The organism is Staphylococcus saprophyticus subsp. saprophyticus ATCC 15305 = NCTC 7292, from assembly GCF_000010125.1.
Taxonomy (GTDB): Bacteria; Bacillota; Bacilli; order Staphylococcales; family Staphylococcaceae; genus Staphylococcus; species Staphylococcus saprophyticus.
Genome location: NC_007350.1, coordinates 1,431,483 through 1,449,303 on the forward strand (window position 1 = coordinate 1,431,483; position 17,821 = coordinate 1,449,303).

Here is a 17,821-nt window from a genome sequence, read left to right on the forward strand (position 1 = left end):
TCACATTTTATGGCCAGCCATAAGACCTAATCTCCCGTGTTTTGTTCCTGCTTCAGTGTAAGAAGCAGCTTTAGATACAATACCTCGTCCAAATTTGCGATGCAATGCATCAATCGTTTTAGCTAATTTTTCATTTCTCTTTCTTTCATATTCATCTATAAACAAATTCAATTGTCTATCTGTCTCTTCTATAAACTGTGTTAATGAAATACTTACTGTACGAATCAATGCGGTACGATCACATAATTTATCAGCAAAATATTCGACAACTTTAAAAATACTGTCTTCTAAATTCGTCGGTTCTTCTAATGTATACTGTTTATTTATGCCACCCTCATCACTATAACCAAATGAAAAATGAATTGTTCTTGCCAATTGATTTCGCCCTCTAACACGACTCGCCACATCTTCAATTAATTCTCGCATCACTACTTTAGATTCTTCATAACGATAATCACGCATCAGTATCTGACTCTTACAAATAGATGGATTCATTACTCTATATTTATCTCTCACTCTACTTTGATCGATACCATTCGCATGTAAATGTAAATCCACACCTATAACACCTAAATCTCTTTTTAAGTATTGGTGAGGATAATGTGCTAAATCGCCTATCGTAAAAATACCTCTTTTATTCAATTTCGCTTCAATTTTTCTACTAATTCCCCAAAATTCTCTTAATGGTTGGATTGGCCAAAGTTTTTTCGGAACATCTTGATAACGCCATTCTGCAATTAGACTTTTAGTATGCTTTGCTTCTACATCCATGGCAATCTTACTCAATAACATATTAGATCCTATACCTATAGAACAATTGATGCCTGTTTCTTCTTTGATTTCAAATTGCAATTTTTGACAAAAAGATTGAACCGTACTACTAAACCTATGATAACTATTGGTCACATCCATAAAAAACTCATCTACACTATACTGATGTAAATCTTCAGGAGCAATATAGCGCAATGCAATTTTTGATATTGCTACAGAAACTTCTAAATACTTTCTCATACTTGGATTAATAATATATATGTCATTTCTATGTGGTATTTCAAATAATCTAGATCCCGTTTTTACACCTAATGCTTTCAAAGGTCCCGTTGCTGCTAACACAACTGAACCTTGTCTTTTAGTATCAGCAACAACAGCTAATTTTTCTTTCATTGGGTCTAATCCTTTTTGTATGCAAGAAACGCTAGCAAAAAAACTTTTTTGATCTATACACAATACATCTCTCTCTTCCACCAGATTATAATCATACATATCTCATGCCTCCCTCAATTAATTTTATTATATACGAACAAATGTTCTATTTCAATAGCGATAAGAACAAATGTTCCAATTTGATATATTTATAATTTTCTCAATTTTCATGCTATAATATCTTTAAATTATTAAAGGAGGAATTACACATGCCAATCGTAAATGTAAAGTTATTAGAAGGACGTTCAGATGAACAACTTAAAAATTTGGTAACTGAGGTTACAAATGCTGTAGAAAAAACAACAGGTGCTAATAAAGAGGCGATACAAATTGTCATAGAAGAAATGAAAGCATCTCACTATGGCGTAGCTGGTGTGAGAAAATCTGATCAATAAAAACAGAATTAATGATCAAAAATGTAATCAAGTTCATTACCTAACCCACCTGATTACAAATGAAAAATTTTCTATATAAAAAAAGCGTACGCTATCCATAGGGTAACGTACGCTTATTATTATTTATGTCGAAACTATCTTAATCTTCTTCAAGGAATTTTTTAACTTCAGCTTTATTTTTGGCTTTATCAATTTCTAAAGCACTACCGTCCATTGGTGTTTGAATATCCTGATAAGTACCTTTAATAGGTAATGTAACAGAGACGACTTTCTTATCACCACGGATACCAAAGTTTAAACCTGATTGTATTAATACAGAATCTGGCATATTCGTATTTAAATAACCTCTTAAAATACCAGCAACTTTTGGTAACTTCGGTAATGTATCCAAACTTGCGAGTTCTTGCTTAAGAGACTGCATTACTTGCTGTTGTCTACGTACACGACCAAAATCGCCTTCTGGATCATGTCTAAATCTAGCATAACCTAATAATTCTTTACCATTCAGACGATGATGTCCTTTTTTCAATGACACGCCAATATTTTTTGACATATCTTTCTCAACATCAATTGGCACACCATTAGGTTCTAGTTCATCTATCATTTTTTCAAATCCAGTAAAATCTAAAATCGCATAATATTCAGGATCAATGCCAAGATTTTTCTTCAATGTTTGTCTTAACAATTCTGGTCCACCGATAGAATATGCAGAATTTATTTTATGCTGTCCGTTTCCAGGAATATCAGCATAAATGTCACGCATCACAGACATCATTTTCATCTTTTTGTGAATATAATCGTATTGCGCTATCATAATAGAATCCGTTCTAGAAATTCCGCCTTGTTCTTTATCCGCACCTAGTACCATAACCGTAATTTTACCATCATTCTTTACGGCACCATTAAATTTATGCTGTTTCAACGTTTTACCATGATCTTTAGCATATTTTATGCCGGAATTATAACCATGTACGGAATAGCCTATGATAATTGCTAAAATAATAATACCAATCAAAATAATAAATGGTAGTTTCCTAAACCGCTTCTTTTTCCCCCTACGCATTGGCGGAGGATTAGTATTGCCTTGTGTGTTCTTACTACTTCTTAGTTTGTCTTCATTCATTAGTATCAACCTTATATCTTCAAAATTGCACTTCTATGTACTATAATTAACATATATTAAAGTTATATTAAAAAGTGTATAAAAATCAAGTAATATCTTAATATATGGTACTAAGGTCTAATACGGAAAGGATGTTAAGCATGAATATAAACAAAGCCTACTTCGCAGGAGGTTGCTTTTGGTGTATGGTTAAACCCTTCGACACATTTGAAGGTATTGAAAGCGTAACCTCTGGCTATATGGGAGGACATGTGGATAATCCTTCATATGAGCAAGTTAAGACAGGCAACACTGGACATTTGGAAACTGTTGAAATCGAATATGATGTAGCACTGTTTTCATACAATAAATTATTAGAAATTTTCTTTTCAGTAATAGACCCATCAGATGAAGGCGGACAATTTCAAGATAGAGGTGCACAGTACAAAACTGCTATCTTCTATACCAATGAAGACCAAAAAAATGTTGCCGAAGAATATATTGAACAACTCAAAGAAACAATCGATAAAGATAAAGCTATTGCAACACAAGTATTACCTGCTGCTACATTTTATGAAGCAGAGCCAGAACATCAAGATTTTTATAAAAAAAATCCAGAACGTTACGCCAAAGAACAACAAGACCGTCAAAATTATAAGCAACAGACAGATAAATAAACAAAAAGCCGGAAACAGTACGATGATCACTGTATCCGGCTTTTTCTCATAAATCCTATTTTTGTTTTTTCATTTCTAAAGGTATCTTATTTTTTTCTTGAACTTTTTTACCATTAAATAAATCCATAACTGTTTTAATACTTTCTTCTCCCATTAAATTGGGTTGTTGTGCGACTGTTGCAAATAGTTTGTTGTTTTCAACAGATTTTATTGCATCTTCATTACCATCAAATCCAATAACTTTAATATCTTTATTACCAACCGCTTCAACAGCCCCTAAAGCCATTTCGTCATTTTGTGCAAATATTGCTTTAATATCAGGATGCGCTTGAATCATATTTTGCGTTACATTTAGACCTTCTGTTCTATTAAATTTGGCACTTTGTTTTGATACGACATCTAACTCATCATCAGCAACGTTGTGGAATCCCTTACCACGCTCACGAGTTGCACTAGCACCTGGTATGCCTTCAAGCTCTACTACTTTTGTACCTTTACCAAATTTATCAACAATGAGCTTGCCGCCCATTTCTCCACCTTTAACATTATCTGAAGCAATAAACGAAGCAACTTTTCCTTTAGCAACCTCTCTATCTAATGTGATAACAGGAATATTTTGATCATTCGCAATTTGAACACTACCCGAAATAGCATCTGAGTCAGTTGGATTCACGATAAGATAATCTACATTTTGCTGTATTAAATCATCAATATCATTAGATTGCTTTGCTGCATCGTCTTGAGCATCTGCAAATTTAACCTTAATACCTTGTTTCTTCGCCTCAGCTGATATACCATCTTTAATTTTCACAAAAAATGGATTATTCAATGTAGAAATACTTACACCAACCACAATATCTGATTTTTTCTTGTCTGATTTACCACTATCTTGCTTTTCTAGAGGAGACTCTAAAGAACAACCAGCTAACAACAGTATCATTGCCATCATACTTAAAAATAATTTTTTCATGATAAACCTCCTACTTTATTTATTCTTTCTATCAATGAGTACTGCAATAATAATGACAACTCCTTTAACTACTTGTTGGTAAAATGAAGAAACCCCTAATAAATTTAGTCCATTATTCAACACACCTATAATTAATACACCTATTAATGTGCCAAGTATACGTCCCTTACCACCTGTTAAAGATGTACCACCCAATACAACAGCAGCGATTGCATCCAATTCATATGACATACCTGCAGTTGGCTGCGCTGAGTTTAAACGAGATGTGAGAATCGCACCAGCCATTGCAGACATTAAACCAGCTAAACTATAAATCATGATTTTTAATTTATTCACTTTAATACCAGAGATAAAAGCTGCCTTTTCATTACCACCCATAGCATAAGTTTGTCTACCAAATATTGTTTTATGTAAAATGATATACAAAATAATGAAAGTAATAAACATTGTCACTGCTGGAACTGGAATACCTAAAAAATAACCTCGTCCAAATAATTGAAAGGCATAGCTGCCATTTAAATTAGTAATTGGATTGCCATCTGTAATAACCAGTGTCAAACCTCTAAAGACAGTCATTGTAGCCAAAGTCGCTATAAATGGCGCCATCTTACCAAGCGTAATTAAAAGCCCGTTAATAGCACCTAAAATCGCACCTAAAATACAGCCTACTAATAGCGCAATCATAGAATCTACACCTGAGACCATTAAAATAGCTATAAGCGCACTGGATAACGCTAGTGTAGAACCAACAGATAAGTCTATGCCGCCCGTTAAAATTACAAATGTCATACCAAATGCAATTAATCCATTTATAGAAACTTGTCTCAATAAGTTAAACAGATTAGATGGTTCTAAAAATGCACTATTTAATACACTAATGATAATGACTAATAATATTAAACCAATAAATGGAATAATTTTTTCTAAATATGAAAATGATAAGCTAGATTGTTTCATTGATATTCCCTCCTGTAGCTAATGTCATAATACGTTCCTCAGTTAGATCTTTTTTATTTAAAACACCTGCAATATTACCTTCATGTACAACGGCAACTCTATCACTCATTCCTATCACTTCTGGTAATTCTGATGAAATCATAATGATAGACATACCACGTTCTGTCAGTTCATTCATTAATTGATAAATTTCACGTTTTGCGCCAACGTCAATTCCCCTAGTTGGTTCGTCTAAAATCAAAACGTGTGGTGCAGTAGCAATCCATTTAGCCAAAACAACCTTTTGTTGATTTCCTCCAGATAAATCCATACAACTATCATCTTTTCCACCTTTGATATTCAAACGCTGAATCATCTGTTCTGTATAATTGTTCATCGCTGTTGGTGTTAAAAAACCACCCTTTGAAAAACTTTTCAATGCAGGTAATGAAATATTTTCTATAATAGAATCTTGTAGAACTAAACCTTCTTCTTTTCTATTTTCAGTAATAAACGCTAACCCGTGCTTTATGGCCGTCTTAGGATTATTCATGTGAATGGTTTTACCATTAAGTGTTACTTGCATTTGTCCTTTGTCTAGGCCAAATAACACGCGCATGATTTCAGATCTACCAGCACCCATAAGTCCACTGAATCCAAAAATCTCACCCTTGTGTAACTCAAAATGTACATCATTTAAGTCATATACCGTAGAACTTAACTGATTAACTGACAGCACTAATTCATCTTGCTTATAATTTCTTTCTGGATACTGGTTATCCAAATCTCTACCAATCATGGCTTTTACAATTTTTGCATTAGAGGTCTCTTGCGTGTTCGAAGTTAATATAGACCGGCCGTCTCTCATCACTGTAATACGGTCTGCAATATTAAAAATTTCTTCCATTCTATGTGAAATATAAATAAATGAAACACCTTTAGATTTTAATTTATTAATTTGTGTGAATAACACTTCAATCTCACTAGTCGTTAAAGCTGCCGTTGGTTCGTCCATAATAATGACTTTAGAATCTTGCATTAATGCTTTACTAATTTCTAACATTTGTTGCATACCTACTGATAACGTCCCAGCCATTTGATTCAAATCAAGCTGTATATTTAAATTGTTAAATATTTCCAACGCTTGTTTTCTCATCACTTTATGATTAATTATCCCTAAAAACTTCGTTGGTTCTTTACCTAAAAATAGGTTTTCTAAAACCGTTAAATTAGGCCAAATATTTAATTCTTGTTGAATAAATGACACACCATGTTGCTCAGCGTCTTTTGTATTTTTAAATTGAAGTGGTTTACCATCTTCTAAAATTTGTCCACCATTTGCTTCATAAACGCCGGTTAAAATTTTCATTAACGTACTTTTGCCGGCACCATTCTCCCCCATCAATGCATGAACTTCGGCATCCGCAATATCAAAATCCACACCTCTAAGAACATCATTCTGACCAAAAGATTTATAAATATTCTTCATTTCAATCATCCATTGATCCCTCCTTTAAAATAAAACGTCACTAGCTAATATGACATTCGCATAAGGTTTCGCTTCACCCGTACGAATGATAGCTTTTACATGCTTACTATGTTGCTTTAATAATTCATGGGATTCAGTAGTAAATTTAATTTCTTCTTCTTTTAAAACGTTATAAAGTGATTCATTTTCAGTTTTCATTTCACTTGCTAAAGTCATTTTTTCGATGGCCATATGCGATTTCACAATATGAAATACATCTAAGAATGATGGTTTACCAAAATCCAATGCTAAATCTATTTTTTTAACACCGTTTGGAATTGGAAGACCACAATCAGCAATCATAATTTCATCTGTATGACCTAAATCACTAAGTAATTTTGAAATATCGCTATTTAATATCCCTGTTTTATACATAAAATTTACCTCCTTATATGTAACCCGTTACATAATGTCATTTAATTACGTGTACTTCCTCTATGTTTAACTGTAAGTGCCAATTGCTTATGGTTGTTTGTTAAATTATCCGTATTCAAACCTAATAGTTGGGAAACGGCAATTTCACCTAAATGATATGCTGATTGATCTATAGTAGTAATTTGTGGATAGGTCATTTCTGAAAATGGAATATTATCATATCCAATAATTTGTATTTCTGCTGGAACTTTAAAATGATATCTTTGTACAATGCCTAAAACGTTTATCGCTAATAAATCATTACTACAAATAATACTGTCGATGCTAAGTTCCTTAATTAAGTCAATAAATTTTTTATCATTATCTAATAACGTTGCTTCTAACATTTTATAATCAATACGCTGTTGATCTAATATGTACTTAATACCTTGGACGCGTTGATGAAATGCATCGATTAATAAATTTTCATGTACGATTAAAACGTTTTTACCCTTACCTTTTCGTACTACCTCTGCCTGAAGTTGACCACCTTTAAAGTGATTCGTTGAAATCCCATTATGCTCATTATTAATACGATCTATAAAAACAAATGGAATGTGATGATCAGTCAGTGTGTTCTCGATAATATTTTCATTAAATGCTGTAGATATCATGCCTGTACAATTGTGTGATACGAATGTTGCTAAGTAGCCTTGTGCTTTTTTTATATCATTATCACTATTACCAATAAGTACTTGGTAACCATGTGCTAAAGCAACATCTTCAACGCCACGAGCGATAAGTGTAAAAAAAGGATTACTCATATCCGGCAGTAATAAACCTATTAGTTTAGACTTTCTTTTATATAATGTGCGTGCTGCTTCATTTGGTTGGTAGTTTAATTCGGCAATTGCTTCTTCTATATGAAGTCGTGTTTTTGCCTTAACATAACCATTGTTATTAATTGCCCTTGAGACAGTTGCTACAGAACATCCTGCTAAAGTCGCTACATCTTTAATCGTTGCCATGTTTCACCTCTTTTATGTAACCGTTTTCATATTAACATAAGATTTTACTATTTAATAGTCTATTTTCATAAACTTGTTATTTAATTATTTTTTCACACTATAATTATAATGCTTAAAATTGTTATTATTGATATAACATAAATAATTAGGATAGCTATTTAGCTACAATAAAAATCATTTCGAATAGATAACATTAGATCCAAAGTGTAATAATACCTTTAATATTTAAAAAGAATATATAAAGATAATATGTTAAAAAGAAAAGAAATAATATGGTAATACCTTGTTGAAAGCGTTTTCTATTGGTGATATATTATGGTTATACCTTAAGTAACAAGGTAATGTTAAATTCATAGTTAGAGTCAAAATGATATTTAGAAATTTTATAGTTAGTTTATTAATGTAATTAATAACTTCTCCAATAATTAATTACACAAAAACCATTAAGCACTATTAACTCCTAGAAACACCCCACATGCTGAGCACATGTGGGGTGTTTTGTCATTCATATTATTTATGTTTTCTAATGACACGCATTACTTTTATCATACTAAGCCATAAGGAATGACGTTTTCTATAAACAAGAAACCTTGGTTCCCAATTTGGATTAAATTTCTCTTTATATTTTCTCAAACCTTGAAATCTATATAAACCATTAAAATGTTCGAAAACACGGCCTGCAATACGTTCTCCATAAAATGAATAAGGTAATTGACCTACATTCGATAACGTAGCCATTCCCATATTAAAATGTTGATAATTTTGTTTTTGTGACCATAACAACATATTTAAATATAAACCATCCATTAATGGCAATGTGCAATCTGGTTTCCAACGTATGAGATCAACAGAAATCGTTCCTTTATAATAAGTTGGCATCAACGTACAAAATGCAATAATAAGTCCATCACTGTCTTTTATAATTGCAATGGGTGCTTTTGATAAGTACGATTCATTGAAACTACCTACTGAAAAATGCATTTCTTTTTTATCGGCGAGCCATTCATCACTAATTGTTTTCAAATCCGTAATTAAAGCTTGCGTAAATGGAGGTTCTATAACTTCAAAAGTATATTTTAAATCATCTAACTTATTTAAAGTTGCCCGTAAACCACGTTTTTTCTTACCAGAAATCTTAAATTCATTCAAATCGATAACCGCTTCTTCACCTAATTTAAAGAATTGATTACCGAAACTGTGATAAAGAGACATATTTCTATCCGTTACTTGATAAAAAATAATATCATAGCCAAGATACTCTGCTTCTTGATAGAAAGACTCTAGTAAACTATAGAAAGATTGGGGATTACCTATAGGATCTCCAAGTACAATGTATGCATTGCGTTGATAACGATACATTATAAAGGCATCTTCATTTTCATTAATAAAAAATTTTTTATCGCCACTATACATGAGATGACTTAAATAATTACCACCGTATTGTTTTACAATAGACGCACATATTTTAGTATCTTCTCGTGTATTAGATATTCTATAACGATATTCAAACCACCAAACAATCAGACCAACAATAACCGCTACCAATAAGATAGTAAACCAGAAATAATATCTCAAAATAGAGGTGTCTATCTCAATGTGATAAATGTCTAATGTATAAAACGTACTCGCAATAACAATATGATTAATATAAAGTACGAGCGCACCCATTATAAAACTTAAGCATAATTTTAAATATCTAAATGGACGTTTTATAACTCGTGCTCTTCTGTAAAAAATGAACAATAAAATTAACATTACAACAAGCCAACTAAGTAATATAAATGAAGCATACGTATAGGCTGTTACAATAAAAATTAATATAATAGAAATAATCGAAAATAAGATGGCACGTTTAGATAAGCGATATACACCTACCACATTTAAAAGTAATAATAAGCATGCACATGTGTGAACCGATACGATAATGTAATAGATATAGTGATTCGGATCATATAGGCCATCGTAGATAATAGTTAGATTATTCAAGAAAAATAATAGACTCGTAAACATTAATAAAATAGCAATTGAAAACGAGGGTGCACGTGCAATAATATCCTTTTGGTAAGATGATAATAATGATGTCATATCTCTCACCGGAACAAGTATTCTTGCATCTTCCCAGTAGCGTTTAGCTGTACCACGAAATTCAAATGTAGATAAAATTAAAGCAACGAGCACAGGAAATAGATAATACGCAAAACGATAAAGTAATAACCCTAAAACTATAGATTCTTCATCTATATTCAAATGCTTAAGCCCAAGTAATACTACTAAATCAAATGTACCAAATCCACCAGGTATAAAACTGATAAGTCCTGATAAAGCTGCAATGATAAATATGCCCATAAATATTGAGATTGGTACATGAACGCCTACCATTGTTAAAGCCATATATAAAACGAGTGCCGCAACAAGCCATTCAATACTTGATACAATCGTACAATAAACACCTAATAACTTTTGATTTTCTTGTACTGGTCGTAAAATCGTAAAAATTACAAACACCGGTAAGAACAAGGCTACAACATACATTAGCCATTTAATCCATGGGTATGGTGTAAATAGATGTGATACATCAAATACATGGATGACTACTAAAATGGATAATAAACTTAACCCTGTTAACATAGAAATCAATACAATAGAAATCGTGTGCAGTAACGCTCTTTTATCATCGGTGGCATTTTTGTAAAATAAAAAACGCACGCTTGCGCCAATAAAACCACCAAAACCTACGACAGCATTAAGCGCATTGACAATATACCCAACACGTATCGTTTTTAATAAAGAAATCTTTAAATTTAATGATTTCGCTAATATGACATCATACATCGAAAGTACAATAATCGATGCCCCGCCAATTACAAATAAGGCGACTAACCATACACGATTAATTTTTCCAAACGACTGAATCGTTTCTTTAATATTAATATGCGACAATTCCTTATATAAAGTAAACACTACGATACTAAATAAGGCGACCGCAAACACAACTTTTAAAATAGAAAATAATCTACTTCTCATTTCTTTAGACATGTTTTCACTTCACTTTTTAATAATCTAAGCTCAATAAAAAATATAGCACAATAATAATATATAAGAAATAAAATTTTAATAATAACTTCTAACATAATTGTTAGGCCCGTAAAAATGAAAAATCGTTTCTTTAAACAAGTGAGACTTTACATTTTTAAATCCGTTAGCTATTTCCTAAATGAAAAAGAGTCCGAGACACCTATTTTTGTCCCAGACTCATTTATCAATCTCTTACATGTATGATGAATAATGAAGTATTCAGTTGTAAATTCTAGCGTATTTGTTCATCGTTTGTAATTTCATATTCACCTGCATCATCGCCATAATATTTATTATATCTGCGTTTATACATTGAATATAAATGTGAGACTAACACTTTTAATATAGCGTAGGCTGGAATACCTAAGATGACACCAACAACACCTAAAAGATTACCTGCACTCAATAAGATAAAGATAATTGTGAGTGGGTGAATCTTCAGCGTTTTACCCATAATATTAGGCGATATGAAGTGACCTTCTATAAATTGAACTGCAGTCCATACTATGATTAATTTCAAGAGCATAATTGGAGAAGTAATTAAAGCAATAATGATAGCTGGAGAAATTGCAATTGTAGGCCCTAAATATGGTACAACACTCGTCACAGCAGCTATAGATGCTAAAATTAAACTATAATCTAATCCGATAATACTATAACCAATAAATAGTAAAATACCGATACAAAATGAAACAATAATCTGTCCTTGGATATAAGATCCAACTTGTACACTCATTTTGTCTAATAAATCATGATAATCTTTTCTGAATTTTGGTGGCATTAATTTCGTAGAATATTCTTTGAAATGATGGCTATCTTTTAACATAAAGAATAAGACAAATGGTGTTGTGGCAATGACTACCCCTACATTTACAATAGCTTCAGCAAAGTTTTTCACTTTTGAACCGAAACCATTAAAATAATCAGAAACCATTGATGGTAGCTTGTTAGCTAAAGCATCTAATTGTTCTTGTATTTGTCCATAAAAGTTAGAAATCAAGGAATTTCTAGTAAGATTATCAATAAATTGATTCACTTTATCTACATAATGCGGAAAATTATTACCGAAACTTTTAAATTGAGTACCAATGACTGGTATCAATAAATTAATTGCTAACGCGATAACCCCAATAATAACTAGGAATAAAATAATAACGCCCCAAAGACGTGATATATTATAGCGTTCCATCAAATTGACTAATGGATTGAATAAATAGTATAGAATGATGGATACAATAATCGGTGCTACAATCGTATTAAATACAATGATAAATGGTTTAAATATATAGGATACTTGATCAAATATAAATATCGCAATACCAATGAGTATCAGCATGATTAAGGCGAATAATAAATCTTTGCCTCCCATAAATTTCATGAAGCGGGTCTCTGGAAAACTAAGTCTCAATTTTTCTTTTTTATTTTTTGTTTCTTGTCTAACATTGTCTTCATTCGACATATATAACTCACCATACCTTAACTTAATTCTTAAAAATTATAATCATATAATCTACCAGATAAAAAATACTGTACAAAATTATATCATAGAATGCTTTAATCGTCTTAATTACTAATCCTCATCATATCACATTATTAACATTTCACATATCTATTTTTATAACATATATGTACCCTAATTCATACGTCTTAATAATTCTAGTTTAAATATATCCCCAATAATATAAAACCGTTGTCATACCCTTTTTCGCATAAAAAAGCCTGAAACATTTATCATCAATGCTTCAGACTTTATTTTATAATATGCTCATGAATTATAATTAGGTGTGTGTTTGCTTTGAGTAACTTTCTTTTTGTCTACATCTGTGGTTTGCGTTGCTTTTTTCTTTGGAATTGGAACAATATAGTTACCATAGGGGATTTTACCTATTAGATAAACAATCAATACAGATACTGCTACTGTTAATATAAATACGCCCATAAATTTACTTTGTGGCACGATATCTTCAATTATAGGCAAACGTTTTACGAATTGAATTGCAACGTAATGCACTAAATAAATTCCCATAGAATAATTACCAATTAAGGTTAAGGTTTTTAAAATGGTGTGATTCTTTTTAACATGTTCATATAAATAATTTAGAAACACAATGAAAAATGGAATATAAATCATATTCGACACAGTAATTGAACTTTGTAAATGATCCAAATCAATACTCAATAGGAAATCGATAAATAATATACCTATAATAGTAGATAATATGGCTTTGTGCTTAAAGATGAGGATTCTAATTTCATTGTAAAATTTAGCATATACAATACCTAACATAAAGAATGATATCCAATTCATAATGAATAATTTATCATTCACAAAACGTTCGACACCACCGCCACCTAATGAAACTGGCCCCATTCTAATCCAAATGATATTAGCGATTGTCGCTAATATATACACTATAATAATAGGCCAACCTTTTTTGAATTTCTGTAATAACGGAAATAAAAAGTAAAACTGAATAACAGTCAAAATAAAATACAAGTGGAAATTTGCTTTTCCATACACAAAGTAATTCAATAATTTCCCATCATCTTCAAGATTATGTAAATAAAAGGCTCTATATAATAAGTAAAATACTGTCCAAATGATATAAGGAATAAATATTTTACTAAAACGTGATTTAACAAAATAATCTAAATTAAACCCTTTATTCACTACTGAGATTGTTAATAAAAACGCACTTATTACAGCAAATATAGGCGTTCCTAACCTTGCTATTTGGTTAACGTAACCTAAGCCATCTGATGTAAATGTCCCTCTTGACAAGGCTATACTATTAACTGTATGTATCGCCACAACTAACATAGCGGCAACAGATCTTATTATCGGTACCTCATCATAATACTTCATACACGTACGTCCCCCTAAATTCAAATCAGACAGAACACCAAGTATAAGATGATTCAATATACTTGTAAATAGAATTTACAATCAAATTATAAATCTTAATAATTACATTACACACAATTAACAAACATTAATCATCTTCTTTTAGTTTTACACCAATTAATATGTTATTTTTCATTAATCATCTTTATTTATTCATTTTATAATCGTATAATATAATTACACATATAATACACAACTTAAAATAGGAGCATTTCATTGAAAAAGACAATAGTCATTATATTAATTCTTCTAATCGGTTTAGCTGGTTACAGTTATACCAAAAGTTCAAAAAAGCAAATGACAGATCCACTGATATTTGCTAAAGCTGAGATAGGTAACACATTTTATTCTAAAAATAATGATACTACTTATAAATCAGTTCAAAAATATACAAATAACCATTCATCTAAAACAGGTATAACATCAACAAATAACAAAACTTTTAGAATAGCATTTTCCTATTTACTAATTGAAAATACAAAGACACATGACCTTTATTTAGGATATTTTGGTGACGTTATAAATGAAACACCAGTACCTATAAAATATACTGGTGATGTAAAAATCATATTAGATAAAAAACAAAATTAAATATGCCAAAATCAACCACTCTAGTAGATGAGTTAGACTCAGGTACTAAGAAACGTGGCTATGCATTCACTAAATTAGATTCACAAAAACAACCAAAACAAATAGAAATTGTACTAAATAAACCTATAAATACATATGACCAACAATATTATGGCAAAAACATTCATATCAGTCTTCACGCCAGCGCTAACTAATAAATAACTAAATTGTTATATCCTATGACGCCTATCATTTATGGATATGATTCACAAATACAAAAAACAAACCAGATGGCAAATATAGCATCTGGTTTGTTTTTATTATACATTCAATTATCAATCCACTTTATATATGACTTTCTGTTTAACTACTATCTTGTTAAGATTTATGGTTTTCCATAAAGTGGTAGACATGTAGCGTTAAATAGATAACCTCTGCCTCATACACTTTTATTTTCAATTCTTGTTGTAAAAGTCGCATGATTTTCAATGCAATATTAAAACATAATGGATATTGTTCTTTGAGTAGTGCTTCAAAAGCATTGGTTTTCTTTAATGATTCACCATTTCGTAATCGTTTAATTAAGAATTGAATATGTCTTATAAAACGTTGATATTGAATAGTATCCTTATCTATCGTTTGTTTCAAATCATTTTCTAAAATAAAAACACTCTTATTAATCAGTTCGTTGATTAAATCCATCTCACGCATGGACAATGATTCAGTATTCGAAGCAATATGTAATGCAATAAAACCAATTTCATCTTCAGGAAAGTGAACCTCCAATACGTGATTTAAACGTTCAATTACTTTTTCAGCTATTTTGTATTCTTTGCTATACAACTGTTTAGTTTCTACAATAAAAGGATTATTAATCAACTGATTTTGCTTCAACCGCTTATAAGCAAAAATAATATGATCGGTTAATGAAATGACTAATTTTTGGTTATCTACCTTCATTTCCGAATTCGTAATAATATTAACTGCTTCTATCACTGCTTGAATTAAAGTATCATTTGCTAGCTCCATTAATGTTTTATAATGGTCTTGCTGTGATTTTTGATCCAATATGTATATTTTTTCTATCGTTTGATTCTCTTGTAAAATCATGCCACTTTTTTTATTAAACCCAATGCCTTTTGCAATTAATACATATTCCGCTTGTGCTTTTGTACAAATAATCACATTATTATTGAGAACCTTAGTTATTAAGAAATCATTCACATCAATCATCCTTATCTTTATCTTACTCAATATTATATAGTGACTAATTATAAAATGAAAGAATTATTCTATTTTAATTAATAAATATACCTTACGAGTTAATTAAAAAAACAAAAAACGCCTCTAAGATGTCACTTTATCGTGACAATCTTAAAAGACGCTTTAAGCTTTGATATTTATGAACTAATTATCAATTTGATTATTTTTTCATGCCCCAACTTTCAATACCAAATAAATTGATTTCCAATTCTTCTGGTTTGAAAACTGGTTTTTTGCCAGCTTTACGTTGACGTTGGTAATCGTTCATAACAGCAAATGCAATGTTTGAAAGACCTATGATTGCTACCAAGTTGACAATCGCCATCAATCCCATAAATACATCTGCAGTACTCCAAACAGTTTCTGTCTTAATTACTGCACCAACAAACACTAAAACGACAACTAAACATCTAAAGATAAATAATATCGTTCTATTTTTTGATAAGAACTCAATATTAGATTGGCCGTAGTAATAATTACCAACTACTGAAGAAAATGCAAAGAGTGTAATGGCAATCGTTAAGAATATACCACCAGCACTACCAAGATGCTCATTTAAAGCTGATTGCGTTACGGCAACACCTTGTGATGCATTTTCACCAAACTCTAAACCGCTATAAAGCAATATCATAATAGCCGTTGCTGTACAAACTAGCATCGTGTCAAAGAATACACCGAGTGCTTGAATTAAACCTTGTTTAACAGGGTGTGGTGGTGCTGCTGTCGCTGCTGCGTTAGGCGCAGAACCCATACCAGCTTCATTAGAAAATAGACCACGTTTTACACCTTGTAGTATGGCAGCACCAACTGCACCACCTGTTACTTGTTCAAATCCAAATGCACTTTTAATAATTGTAGAAATCATTGGAATAATTTGATCATAGTTCATGATAAGAATCACTAGAACTAAACCGATATAAATAATAGCCATAACAGGTACAATAACTGAAGATAAATTGGCGATACTACGTACACCACCAAATATAATGATAGCAGTAAGTACCGCTAAAATAATGCCTGTTATTATAGGATCTACATTATATTGTGTTTTCAATGATTCAGCAATTGTATTAGATTGAACTGTATTAAATACAAAAGCAAAAGTAACCGTAATTAATACAGCAAACACGATACCTAACCATTTTTGATTTAAACCTTTAGTTATGTAATAAGCTGGTCCACCGCGGTAACCGCCTTCTTCATCAGGCACTTTGTATACTTGTGCTAAAGTTGCTTCAATAAACGCACTCGCTGCACCTATAAATGCAATAACCCACATCCAAAAGACTGCACCAGGACCACCAAGTACTATAGCTGTAGCAACACCCGCTATATTACCAGTACCAACCCTAGAACCAGCACTTATCGCAAATGCTTGGAATGGAGAAATACCTTTTTTACCGTTATCTAATGTTTCAGGTTTTTCACCAATAGCACGAAACATTTCTGGAATCCATCTTAATTGCACAAATTTAGAGCCGATAGTAAAGAATATACCTGCTGTTATTAAAAGTCCAATTAGATATTGTGACCAGATTAAATCATTCCCGACTTGAACAAAAGCTTTGAACCAATCTGGAATTAAACTATCAAAATCTTTCAATTTAATCCCTCTCATCTATGTAATATTTAATTTCAAATTAGAGCAAGAGATTTATAGACAGTCTTATAAGGAATTGTAACATTTCATTACATGCCACTTATAAAATGATGAAAAAGTACGCCCTAGTCATACGCCTAATACGATACTTTTCACACTGCTATAAACCTCTTTTTTAATAATTTATTGCACCTAACTGGTATTTTATCACTATA

16 protein-coding genes are annotated in these 17,821 nt (G+C 31.3%); 4 read left to right on the forward strand and 12 right to left on the reverse strand.

Annotation, left to right across the window (positions count from 1 at the left end):
* Positions 1-1,263 (reverse strand): Y-family DNA polymerase, encoded by a 1,263-nt coding sequence (locus tag SSP_RS07045; protein WP_002483354.1) that lies wholly within the window; start codon positions 1,261-1,263, stop codon positions 1-3.
* A gap of 149 nt (positions 1,264-1,412) precedes the next feature.
* Between SSP_RS07045 and SSP_RS07050 the strand changes: the two genes are divergently transcribed.
* Positions 1,413-1,598 carry a 2-hydroxymuconate tautomerase gene (locus SSP_RS07050; protein ID WP_011303163.1) on the forward strand — a complete coding sequence of 62 codons (186 nt, stop codon included), beginning with the start codon at positions 1,413-1,415 and terminating at the stop codon, positions 1,596-1,598.
* Positions 1,599-1,737: 139 nt separating this feature from the next.
* Here the strand turns inward: SSP_RS07050 and SSP_RS07055 are convergent, their stop codons facing one another.
* A complete protein-coding gene (locus SSP_RS07055) occupies positions 1,738-2,721 on the reverse strand; it encodes an LCP family protein (RefSeq protein WP_011303164.1) in 984 nt (327 codons plus the stop codon).
* A 140-nt stretch (positions 2,722-2,861) separates the two neighbouring features.
* On the opposite strand from SSP_RS07055, the gene msrA reads away from it, so the two are divergent.
* A complete protein-coding gene (gene msrA, locus SSP_RS07060) occupies positions 2,862-3,377 on the forward strand; it encodes a peptide-methionine (S)-S-oxide reductase MsrA (protein WP_011303165.1) in 516 nt (171 codons plus the stop codon).
* A 55-nt stretch (positions 3,378-3,432) separates the two neighbouring features.
* On the opposite strand, the gene SSP_RS07065 is transcribed toward msrA, so the two are convergent.
* The 8 genes from SSP_RS07065 to SSP_RS07100 form a co-directional block, all read right to left on the reverse strand.
* Complete coding sequence (locus SSP_RS07065) at positions 3,433-4,347, reverse strand: D-ribose ABC transporter substrate-binding protein (protein WP_011303166.1); 915 nt, start codon at positions 4,345-4,347, stop codon at positions 3,433-3,435.
* A 15-nt stretch (positions 4,348-4,362) separates the two neighbouring features.
* A complete protein-coding gene (locus SSP_RS07070; protein WP_011303167.1) occupies positions 4,363-5,304 on the reverse strand; it encodes an ABC transporter permease in 942 nt (313 codons plus the stop codon).
* Positions 5,291-6,781, reverse strand: coding sequence for a sugar ABC transporter ATP-binding protein (locus tag SSP_RS07075; RefSeq protein WP_011303168.1), 1,491 nt, complete (start codon positions 6,779-6,781; stop codon positions 5,291-5,293). Before SSP_RS07075 ends, SSP_RS07070 begins: the two co-directional genes overlap by 14 nt.
* Positions 6,782-6,796: 15 nt before the next feature.
* Positions 6,797-7,186: a D-ribose pyranase gene (rbsD, locus tag SSP_RS07080; RefSeq protein ID WP_011303169.1), complete on the reverse strand. Its 390-nt coding sequence runs from the start codon at positions 7,184-7,186 to the stop codon at positions 6,797-6,799.
* A gap of 41 nt (positions 7,187-7,227) precedes the next feature.
* The gene (locus SSP_RS07085) at positions 7,228-8,193 is read right to left on the reverse strand and encodes a LacI family DNA-binding transcriptional regulator (RefSeq protein WP_011303170.1); all 966 of its coding nucleotides are present in this window, start codon (positions 8,191-8,193) and stop codon (positions 7,228-7,230) included.
* A 510-nt stretch (positions 8,194-8,703) separates the two neighbouring features.
* Positions 8,704-11,229 (reverse strand): bifunctional lysylphosphatidylglycerol flippase/synthetase MprF, encoded by a 2,526-nt coding sequence (gene mprF / locus SSP_RS07090; RefSeq protein WP_011303171.1) that lies wholly within the window; start codon positions 11,227-11,229, stop codon positions 8,704-8,706.
* 271 nt (positions 11,230-11,500) lie between these two features.
* The gene (locus SSP_RS07095; protein WP_011303172.1) at positions 11,501-12,727 is read right to left on the reverse strand and encodes an AI-2E family transporter; all 1,227 of its coding nucleotides are present in this window, start codon (positions 12,725-12,727) and stop codon (positions 11,501-11,503) included.
* 306 nt (positions 12,728-13,033) lie between these two features.
* Entirely contained in the window at positions 13,034-14,134 is a 1,101-nt protein-coding gene (locus SSP_RS07100) for an acyltransferase (protein ID WP_011303173.1), read from the reverse strand.
* Positions 14,135-14,389: 255 nt separating this feature from the next.
* On the opposite strand from SSP_RS07100, the gene SSP_RS07105 reads away from it, so the two are divergent.
* Complete coding sequence (locus SSP_RS07105; protein ID WP_011303174.1) at positions 14,390-14,764, forward strand: hypothetical protein; 375 nt, start codon at positions 14,390-14,392, stop codon at positions 14,762-14,764.
* A 2-nt stretch (positions 14,765-14,766) separates the two neighbouring features.
* Entirely contained in the window at positions 14,767-14,958 is a 192-nt protein-coding gene (locus SSP_RS12995; RefSeq protein WP_069794724.1) for a hypothetical protein, read from the forward strand.
* 163 nt (positions 14,959-15,121) lie between these two features.
* Here the strand turns inward: SSP_RS12995 and glcT are convergent, their stop codons facing one another.
* A complete protein-coding gene (gene glcT / locus SSP_RS07110; RefSeq protein WP_011303175.1) occupies positions 15,122-15,967 on the reverse strand; it encodes a glucose PTS transporter transcription antiterminator GlcT in 846 nt (281 codons plus the stop codon).
* 199 nt (positions 15,968-16,166) lie between these two features.
* On the reverse strand, positions 16,167-17,609 hold the full coding sequence (locus SSP_RS07115; RefSeq protein ID WP_011303176.1) for an alanine/glycine:cation symporter family protein: 1,443 nt from the start codon (positions 17,607-17,609) through the stop codon (positions 16,167-16,169).
* Positions 17,610-17,821 lie beyond the last annotated feature (212 nt).

Bases quoted from the DNA above. Each gene is read 5' to 3' on its own strand.
- SSP_RS07055 (WP_011303164.1), bottom strand. From the start codon at position 2,721: ATGAATGAAGACAAACTAAGAAGTAGTAAGAACACACAAGGCAATACT.
- SSP_RS07100 (WP_011303173.1), bottom strand. From the start codon at position 14,134: ATGAAGTATTATGATGAGGTACCGATAATAAGATCTGTTGCCGCTATG.
- rbsD (WP_011303169.1), bottom strand. From the start codon at position 7,186: ATGTATAAAACAGGGATATTAAATAGCGATATTTCAAAATTACTTAGT.
- SSP_RS07050 (WP_011303163.1), top strand. From the start codon at position 1,413: ATGCCAATCGTAAATGTAAAGTTATTAGAAGGACGTTCAGATGAACAA.
- SSP_RS07085 (WP_011303170.1), bottom strand. From the start codon at position 8,193: ATGGCAACGATTAAAGATGTAGCGACTTTAGCAGGATGTTCTGTAGCA.
- SSP_RS07065 (WP_011303166.1), bottom strand. From the start codon at position 4,347: ATGAAAAAATTATTTTTAAGTATGATGGCAATGATACTGTTGTTAGCT.
- SSP_RS07070 (WP_011303167.1), bottom strand. From the start codon at position 5,304: ATGAAACAATCTAGCTTATCATTTTCATATTTAGAAAAAATTATTCCA.
- SSP_RS07075 (WP_011303168.1), bottom strand. From the start codon at position 6,781: ATGATTGAAATGAAGAATATTTATAAATCTTTTGGTCAGAATGATGTT.
- SSP_RS12995 (WP_069794724.1), top strand. From the start codon at position 14,767: ATGCCAAAATCAACCACTCTAGTAGATGAGTTAGACTCAGGTACTAAG.
- SSP_RS07045 (WP_002483354.1), bottom strand. From the start codon at position 1,263: ATGTATGATTATAATCTGGTGGAAGAGAGAGATGTATTGTGTATAGAT.
- msrA (WP_011303165.1), top strand. From the start codon at position 2,862: ATGAATATAAACAAAGCCTACTTCGCAGGAGGTTGCTTTTGGTGTATG.
- mprF (WP_011303171.1), bottom strand. From the start codon at position 11,229: ATGTCTAAAGAAATGAGAAGTAGATTATTTTCTATTTTAAAAGTTGTG.
- SSP_RS07095 (WP_011303172.1), bottom strand. From the start codon at position 12,727: ATGTCGAATGAAGACAATGTTAGACAAGAAACAAAAAATAAAAAAGAA.